Origin of the sequence: Paenibacillus popilliae ATCC 14706 (genome assembly GCF_000315235.1) — a bacterium.
Lineage (GTDB): Bacteria > Bacillota > Bacilli > Paenibacillales > Paenibacillaceae > Paenibacillus_B > Paenibacillus_B popilliae.
On the sequence record NZ_BALG01000016.1, the window covers coordinates 48,950 to 57,964 of the forward strand.

Here is a 9,015-nt window from a genome sequence, read left to right on the forward strand (position 1 = left end):
TATGGATTTATTCTCCTATCAGGACGAACAGAATCCGGGCATGCGCCTGCTCGCCGACCGGATGCGTCCAGGCAAGCTTGACGAATATATTGGCCAGGAGCATATCGTCGGTCCGGGCCGTCTGCTCCGGCGGGCGATCGAAGGGGATCGCATTTCTTCGATTTTGCTGTACGGGCCGCCGGGATGCGGGAAGACGACGCTGGCCAATATTATTTCGGAGCAGACGCGGGGAGAGTTCGTCCGTCTTAATGCGGTCGATGCCTCGGTCAAAGATGTGCGGGCGGTCATCCAGCAGGCGGAGAACAACCGCAATCTGTACAATACGAAGACGATTCTGTTCTTGGACGAGGTCCACCGCTTCAATCGATTGCAGCAGGACGCGATGCTGCCTGCCGTCGAGAAGGGAACGATTATCTTCGTTGGCGCCACGACGGAGAATCCGTTCCATCACGTCAACGGGGCGTTGATGAGCCGGTCGACGCTGTTCCAGCTCAAGCCGCTGACTAAGGAACATTCGCTGATCGCGATGCGGCGCGCGCTGGCCGACGCGGAACGGGGACTCGGCTTCATGAAGGTGGAGGCGGAGCCGGGAACGCTGGAGCATATCGCCGCGATGGCGAACGGCGATATTCGCCGGGCGCTCAACGCGCTGGAGCTAGCAGTCATGACGACCTCGCCGGAGGCGGACGGAACGGTCCGCATTACGATGGAGGTCGCGGAGGAGTCCGTGCGCAGGCCGCTTGTGCAGGCGGATGAATCGGTGCAATACGATGTGCTGTCCGCCTTCCACAAGAGCATCCGCGGCTCCAGCGATGCGGCACTGTACTGGTTCCTCTACGCGGTGGAGAAGCTCGGCATGGATCCGATGACCTTCATTCGCCGCTTGACGGTCGCCTGCAGCGAGGATATCGGCCTGGCCAATCCGCAGGCGATGGTTCAAGCGGTCAGCGCGCTGGAGGCGTACCACCGCATCGGCTGGCCGGAATCGAAATATATTGTCGCCCAGGCGATTCTATTCGCTGTTGAGAGTCCGAAGTCGAATTCGATTCCGACGGCCATTGCTCGCGTCATGGTGGCATTCGACGACTATCCGTCGGCTCCTGTGCCGCTCCATCTCCGCGATGCGCATGATAAGGGGTCCGAGAAGCTCGGGCACAAGGGCTACAAATATCCGCATGATCATCCCGGACATTATGTTGAACAGCAATATTTGCCGGATTGTATCTGCAATCGGGTCTTTTTCATGGCGAGCGAGCAAGGAACCGAGGCGAAGATGCGCCTGAACCAGGAGCGGAGACGCCAAGCAAAGCCGGACAATGGGGACCAGGAATAACGATGGGTTCCCGTGGCGGTACATCCAAGCATGCAGGGCGTGAAATGACAGCAGCCAGAGGGAGAGGGAAACGATAATGGCGAAGCATTCAGATAGTGCGGATGCCGCAGCGATGCAAAGAGCGGCGGGAGCTGCCGTCGCGGCAGGGGGCAGCGCAGGCGCCTGCCTCCGCTATGGCATCGGCCTGCTGCTCCCGTTCCATCCGGCGGCAGGCTTCCCTTGGGCGACAATGGCCGTCAACCTGGCCGGCTGTCTCTTCCTTGGATGGTTCTTCACCTGGATGCAGGAGCGTCCCGGTTGGTCTCCGCTCTGGAAGCCGCTGCTCGGAACCGGGCTTACGGGGGCGACCACGACGTTCTCAACCTTCACGGTTGAAGCGCTGGAGTTGTTCGCGGCCCAGCGGTATGCCGCCGCGACCATCTACCTGACGGCGAGCATCGGCTTCGGACTGGGGCTGGCCCGTCTCGGCATGCGCTGGGCGGCACGTTCCAAGCCGGCAGGCGCAGTTAAGGAGGGGCGGCGATGAATATGCTGTGGGTAGCGATAGGCGGGGCGCTTGGCGCCTGGAGCCGTTATGAACTGGGCGCTTATATTGCGAAGCGGGCAGGCAGCCGCTTCCCATGGGGGACGCTGCTTGTTAATTGGTGCGGCTGCTTCCTGCTCGGCCTGTTGGCCGGGATGCAAGAGGCGCTGCCCGTTCCGCTGTATATGTTCGTCGCCGTCGGGTGGTGCGGTGCCTTTACGACATTTTCGACATTCAGCTTCGAAGCATTGGCGCTATGGAAGGACAAGCAGCGCGGCCGCTGTGCGCTGTATCTGTTCCTGACGGCGGCCGTCGGGCTGGCCGCTGCGGTAGGAGGGGGATGGCTGGCCGGTCTGTCAGGGTAGCGCGGGTCGGTAGGCGCTTCCAAGTTGAAGCATGACGGGAGCAGTGTCCTCGATATCCAGGAACGCCAGTGACGAACGTACATAGAAGGAAAGGCCGAGCCTACGCCTACCCCGATGCCGGCCGTATAAGCGGGATGCGTGATTGGATGCCGTCAATTTCCTTGAAGCGCCATGTTTAAATTGAGCCGCTTTGTCATATCCTACAGGCAGCATCTTGCCAACATATGAGGATATGTTCATTCCTGTCCGGAGTCGGTGGGCAGGGGATGAACCAAGGACAAAGGAGAGACAACGATGGAATATTTCCTGGGAAAAGATCTGGATCCTGAAGTGCTCGAGCATGTATCGCAAACGTTCAAGGCACTGGGAGATCCGACGCGGATACGGATACTGTCCATGCTGGCCAAGGAAGAATGCGCAGTGAACCAGCTTGCGGAGACACTGCAATTGTCCCAGTCGGCGGTATCCCACCAATTGAAGACGTTGCGGGCGTTTCGGTTTGTCCGATACCGACGGGAAGGACAAAATATTTTATACATTTGCGACGACGACTATATTATCGGATTGTTGAATGAAGCGGTGCGATATGCTTCCAAATCATAAAAAACTCCCGTTTCCGGGCAAAACGGGTGATAGGACGCCGTAGAGACGGAATATACTTAATGTCAACCAGGCGCACGGCAAGGGGATGCCATTTCATCGGTTTTTCGGGCCGTGCTGCCATTTGACGGTGATGTACTTTCTTATATAATGTTCTTAATGCAATTATTTTCAGATGATGGGGAGGTGTACCTGTCTATTCCGATGACGGGAAGACAGGGAAAGTTTGGGTGATCCGTTACCGATAGGCTTAGGCATTTTTTTGGTTCTATTTCTTGTATTTTTGAACGGGTTCTTTGTCGCTGCCGAATTCGCCATGGTGAAGGTACGCGGCAGCAGGATTGATACGCTGGTGCAGGAAGGCAATCCGAAGGCGCAGTTTGCGCGGCATGTCACCGAGCACTTGGACGCGTATTTATCCGCTTGCCAATTAGGCATTACGCTGGCTTCTCTCGGCCTGGGCTGGATCGGGGAGAAGACGGTGGCGCAACTGTTGAAAGAACCGCTGGCGTCCATCGGCCTCAGCGAAGTCGTTCTGCACAGCGTATCGACGGTGATTGCGTTCATCATCATCACGGTGCTTCATATCGTGCTGGGCGAGCTGGCGCCGAAGTCGTTGGCCATTCGCAAAGCCGAGGCGGTCACGTTGTTGACGGCGGCGCCACTCCGTTACTTTTACAAGATTATGTATCCGTTCATCTGGCTGTTGAACGGAACCGCGAACCGGCTGCTGAAGTTATTCGGTATTCAGCCTGCTTCCGAGAATGAGTCGGCTCATACGGAAGAAGAAATACGCATATTGATGAAGGAAAGCAACAAGAGCGGTCTGATTGACAATACCGAGCTTGCCTTGGTCGACAATATTTTTGACTTCACGGAGACGCATGCGCGCGATATTATGATTCCGCGCACGGATATGGTCTGCATTTACGCACAGAATTCATTCGAGGAGAACAAAAAGAAAGCAATTATGGAAATGCATACACGTTATCCGGTGTGCGACAAGGATAAAGATAATATTATCGGTTTTGTCCATATCAAGGATTTGGTGAAGGCGCCGCCGGGGATTGAAGATATACGCCAGGTGATGAGACCGATGATGAGCGTGCCGGAATTGATCTCCATCAGCGCGCTGATGAAGATGATGCAGAAGAACAAGGTGCAGATCGCCTTGCTGATCGATGAATTCGGCGGAACGGCAGGTCTAGTTACATTGGAGGATATTATGGAGGAGATCGTCGGCGAGATTCAGGATGAATTCGACGAGGAACGCCCGCAGATCGAGAAGCGGGACGAGTCGAACTATTCCATTGATGGCCGCTTGCTGATCGAGGAAGTCAATTCCTATTTCGGCACCGATATCGTATCGGACGATTACGATACCATCGGAGGCTGGATCTACGCACAGGCGGAAGTGCCGCCGCGGGAAGGCCAGCGCATTGCCGTGGAATCTCAGTTCGAGTTCATCGTAGAGGAGACCGATCATCTTCGCATCGCGCGGCTGCATGTTCGCAAGCTCGATGCATCCACCCAAGATGAAATCGATTCTTCCTCGACAACCGTATAATAAGAAGCAAATGGGGGTGTCCCAAAAGTCATTGAACATGACGAGGGACAGCCCCATTTGTATTATATTAGGTTATCCAGAGTGTTCTGGTTGGCCTTGTTTTTTAGTTAGCGCGATGTACTTTATTTGAGGGAATTTACCCAATTTTGGATTTGAACCTTGGGGATTGGAACTTTATTGCCTTAATCTAAATAGAATGGATTAAGCAGAATGCATCTTGTTCACCAAGTACAGTTAGAAAATGTTAGCGACTCGGAAATAAAGCGGGGTTCTGAGTCCGAATGAGGGATAAATGAGGGGCAAGCATCCGTGGAATGAAATGTATGCCAGGCTGAAAGCCGCAGAGGATGGCATAAACAGGGTCGTGCGAATGGTGATGACTCCGTCGTCGACGCTCAGCCCGAGCTTGGTCAAGTGAAGCAAGCAGCGGAGCATAGCGGCGGGATCATGGGGCCTGCGGCCTCTGGAATTGGAGGAGTAAGCAGAATGCATAAAGGAAGCTGTGGCGGATAGATCGATTGCCGTAATCCAGAAGATCAGGTCGCTGTAGAAGTGCTGCAAAAACAACAGGGCTTCCGGTGTGTCGTACTCCTATTTTGGGGGTGAAACAATATAAGACCCTGGCCGAAGGGCCAGAGCTAATGCGAAATTGTAAATTCCGAGAGGCTTAAAATAGTGAAAGGAGGTGATAAAAAAATGAATACGAATCAGGATCAATTGGTGAGTTCACTTCATTCGAATTCAGAATTATCACACCATTGTACACCGGAAGGATATCATCAAAAAGTGCCGTTTTGTTGTGTGATTCCGATCCCGCATGGATTTGAACTTGCAGCTCACTGTAAACCGAAGTTGGTTTATGTTCTGAATTGTGTAGGGTTCGTAACCGAAACATGCAAAAAAACAGTAAAAGTTGATGACTATGGTCATGCAGAAGTTAACTTACACGTGTTAAAAGTAAAAGGATGTATCCCTTTTATTGCTAATGTAGAAGTGAAACCAATTTGTGAACAAACAGGATGTTCCTCTGATCCGCATCATAAAGAAATTACGATTGGTTGCACAGAAAGTATCTGTGTAGATCATGTACTGAAATGTAGTGTAGATCACGACCCCCATCATCACTTGGACTGCCATCATGTGGTAGTTCATGATTTGAAAGCAGACCCCGTCCGTAAAGATCATTGTCAGTTCGTTAAAGTTATGGGGAACTTTCAATTTCGTTATGTAAAGGATCTGTAAACCGAAAAAAAGGTTGGAATGAGATGTCGGCGTAAGTTGTCCAGCGGGTGACGAACAAGTTGGCCCCTCAATACGATGAAAATTCAGGGAGGCTCATGAGAGCTCTCCCTGAATCTGTTTCACCGGATCTTCCGGCTCAAAGTATCTGGAGGATAGGACGGATAATTTGAAGTGGCAGAAAACAAATCGAAAGACTGCATCCAACGTTGGGCGTGTTGTGCGTAGGACTTAATCCTTGGGGATGGGAACTTTATTGCCTTAATCTGCATGGAATGGTTCAAAACTGAATAGAATGGATTAAGCAGAATGCATCTTGTTCACCAAATACAGTTAGAAAATAGGGAAAGGAAGCGATGAAAAGGAAATGAATTCAAATCATGATCAACTGGTGAGTTCACTTCATTCGAATTCAGAATTACCACACCATTGTACACCGGAAGGATATCAAATAGTGCCGTTTTGTTGTGTGATTCCTATCCCGCATGGATTTGAACTTGCATCTTATTGTAAACCAAAGTTGGTGTATCTTCTGAATGGTTTAGGGATCGTAACCGAAACATGCAAAAAAACAGTAAAAGTTGATGACTATGGTAATGCAGAAGTTAACTTACACGTGTTAAAAGTAAAAGGATGTATCCCTTTTATTGCTAATGTAGAAGTGAAACCAATTTATGAACAAACAGGATGTTCCTCTGATCCCCATCATAAAGAAATTACAATTTGTTGCACAGAAAGTATCTGTGTAGATCATGTACTGAAATGCAGTCTGGAAACCAGCCCCCATCATCATTTGGACGGCCACCATGTAGTAGTTTGTGATTTGAAAGCAATCCCAATCCGTGAAGAGCATTGTCAGTTTGTTAAAGTTATGGGGAACTTTCAATTTCATTGTGTAAAGGATCTGTAAACCGAAAAACATGCTGGAATGCTCTGAGGCGATGGGGATCGATTTGAATGCTCCTAATATTAGGGAGGCTCTTAGTATGAACAATTACTTTATTGGAAAAGTTCTAAGCGGACATCATATAAACAATAACGGTAATGGAAATACGCTAAGCAGAACGGCTTTAACTCCTACAAATAACAATGTTAATCGTGGTGATTTAGTTACGAATGGTTTAACTCCAATAGATAACAATTTTATAGGTAGTAATGGTTTTATTCCCAGAAATGTAACGAGAAAAGATCCTTTTCGCAAGAGAACAACACAAGAATTCATAAGGGAATGGACAGAATGGAAAGAAAAAAGTGCTTCTTTGTTTACAGCACCAATTGTAGGTGTTATTACCAGTACTCTTCTTGAAGCATTAAAAAAACTAGTAGCGGGCAGAGTTTTAATGTCATTGACAAACCTTTTATTTCCTAACAACAGTACATCAACGATGGAAGAAATTTTACGAGCTACAGAACAATATATTCAGGAACAGCTTGATACTGTAACCTGGAATCGTGTGTCACAGGAACTGGAAGGTTTGAAGAATGACCTACGAACCTTTAACGATCAAATCGATGATTTTTTACAAAATAGAGTGGGGATTTCACCACTTGCAATCATAGATTCGATTAATACCATGCAACAGTTATTTGTGAATAGATTGCCACAGTTCCAAGTAAGCGACGATCAAGTATTATTATTACCTTTATTTGCACAAGCAGTCACGCTACATTTAACTTTTGTACGGGATATTATCATTAATGCTGATGAATGGAATATTCCCGAAGCTCAATTGAACACGTATAAGCGATATCTTAAACAATATGTAGCACAATATTCCAATTATGCTTTATCCACCTATGAGGAGGCATTTAGAGCAAGATTTTATCCAAGAAATACGGTAGAGAACATGCTGGAATTTAAAACGTTTATGACATTAAATGTACTCGATCTGGTTTCAATGTGGTCGTTGCTAAAATATGTAAACCTATATGTAAGCACGAGTGCAAATTTATATAATATAGGGGATAATAAGGTGAATGAGGGGGAGTATTCAATCTCCTATTGGCCGTTCTTTAACACCTATATTCAGACGAAATCGAATTATGTATTATCTGGTGTATCAGGGTATGCCATGCGCTGGTCTTATACTAATCCTTTCTTTGGAGAATACATTCAAGATCATCTTTATAATATTATCGCCTCGTATGTAGGTGGGATACAGGGACCCAAAATTGGCGTTCAGCTTTCTACAACCGAACTCGATAAACAAATAAAACAACAAGCTAGAGCGGGTATACCAATAGGCTTGGATGATCTCTCATTTAATTGTACACTACGAAATCCGATTACTGTACCCTATTTCGCTTCCAACTTCCAGGAACTTACTTCATCAGGCACAGCAGGAACCGGTGGTTTCATTCGTAGTGACGTCTTTAGAAGTGAAGATAGTATGTGCGGTCTTGGAACCGGCTATGCTTCCGCTTGGACATCTTATCCAGATTATTATATTACGAATATTTCTGCTACTGTACAAGTAGACGGAACAAATACAAATACAACGCCGTTATATTTTGGAGAAGACAGAGCCATAAGTTCTACTCATGGTGTAAATAAAGTTATTGCTGTTTATAATAGGAAAGCCAATATAGCGGGTACAAATCAAAATGGTACCATGATACATCAAGCCCCTAATGATGGTACCGGTTTTACCATATCTCCATTGCATCTAACTAGTTTTACACATCCAAGTGAAGCCCATATTCAAGAGAATTATGGAAATAGTGGTGACTCACTCCGCATATACAGTTTAAGTAGTAGTACTTTGAACCTATATTACACGCTTTCCGGGAATGGGCAAGATCGCTACAATATAGTTTTAAGAATATCTGGACAGGCAGGAAATGTAGTTGTATATGTTGATGGTGCATGGAGAGGAGCTACACTTCCATTCATGACAACGAATAATAACGAAGGAGTTACGGACAATGATTCCCAATTTAAAGATTTCTTTTTGCAAAACCCTTTTGTTTTAAAAGAACAATCTCAATTACTTCTAAGTATTTCTACTCCAAGAAACCTTGATATAATGAATATTATCTTACTTCCAGTGAATGACACCCCTCTTTATTAATCCCTAATTTTATATTGAACGAATCTGCATTCATTATACACCGACCCCATTCTAACTGCTAAGTGGGGTCTATTTGTCGTTCCCGGATAGGACGGATGATTTCATCCAACGTTGGAGCGTGTGGGCGCGTTGTGCAATGAAGTTAGCGTGATAAATTTTACGTGAGGGAGTTTACCCATTTTGAACGTACTCCTTGAGAATTGGAACGTTATTGCCTTAACCTGTGTTTATTGCATACTAAAAATGCCTAGAATTGCAGCGTAAAAGTGCTTAGATCAGATGCAAAAAAAAGGCACTTGTCAGCCCCTTACATTCCT

The 9,015-nt window shown here is 47.6% G+C and carries 8 protein-coding genes; all 8 read left to right on the forward strand.

From position 1 onward, the window contains the following. Nucleotide 1: 1 nt before the first annotated feature. The 8 genes from PPOP_RS01375 to PPOP_RS01405 all read left to right on the forward strand — a co-directional run bounded on the left by PPOP_RS01375 (nucleotide 2) and on the right by PPOP_RS01405 (nucleotide 8,698). Nucleotides 2-1,333 (forward strand): replication-associated recombination protein A, encoded by a 1,332-nt coding sequence (locus PPOP_RS01375; RefSeq protein WP_006284216.1) that lies wholly within the window; start codon nucleotides 2-4, stop codon nucleotides 1,331-1,333. A gap of 76 nt (nucleotides 1,334-1,409) precedes the next feature. Further along, nucleotides 1,410-1,859: a fluoride efflux transporter CrcB gene (gene crcB, locus PPOP_RS01380; protein ID WP_042226941.1), complete on the forward strand. Its 450-nt coding sequence runs from the start codon at nucleotides 1,410-1,412 to the stop codon at nucleotides 1,857-1,859. After that, the gene (gene crcB, locus PPOP_RS01385) at nucleotides 1,856-2,221 is read left to right on the forward strand and encodes a fluoride efflux transporter CrcB (RefSeq protein ID WP_006284219.1); all 366 of its coding nucleotides are present in this window, start codon (nucleotides 1,856-1,858) and stop codon (nucleotides 2,219-2,221) included. Before crcB (PPOP_RS01380) ends, crcB (PPOP_RS01385) begins: the two co-directional genes overlap by 4 nt. Before the next feature lie 294 nt (nucleotides 2,222-2,515). Next, a complete protein-coding gene (locus tag PPOP_RS01390; RefSeq protein WP_006284220.1) occupies nucleotides 2,516-2,824 on the forward strand; it encodes an ArsR/SmtB family transcription factor in 309 nt (102 codons plus the stop codon). Nucleotides 2,825-3,047: 223 nt separating this feature from the next. Further along, the gene (locus PPOP_RS01395; RefSeq protein ID WP_006284222.1) at nucleotides 3,048-4,388 is read left to right on the forward strand and encodes a hemolysin family protein; all 1,341 of its coding nucleotides are present in this window, start codon (nucleotides 3,048-3,050) and stop codon (nucleotides 4,386-4,388) included. Between the two features lie 696 nt (nucleotides 4,389-5,084). After that, complete coding sequence (locus PPOP_RS19850; RefSeq protein WP_006284224.1) at nucleotides 5,085-5,630, forward strand: hypothetical protein; 546 nt, start codon at nucleotides 5,085-5,087, stop codon at nucleotides 5,628-5,630. Between the two features lie 364 nt (nucleotides 5,631-5,994). Then, on the forward strand, nucleotides 5,995-6,537 hold the full coding sequence (locus PPOP_RS19855; protein WP_006284226.1) for a transcriptional regulator: 543 nt from the start codon (nucleotides 5,995-5,997) through the stop codon (nucleotides 6,535-6,537). Between the two features lie 76 nt (nucleotides 6,538-6,613). After that, nucleotides 6,614-8,698, forward strand: a complete 2,085-nt coding sequence (locus tag PPOP_RS01405; RefSeq protein WP_042226945.1) for an insecticidal delta-endotoxin Cry8Ea1 family protein — start codon at nucleotides 6,614-6,616, stop codon at nucleotides 8,696-8,698. Nucleotides 8,699-9,015 lie beyond the last annotated feature (317 nt).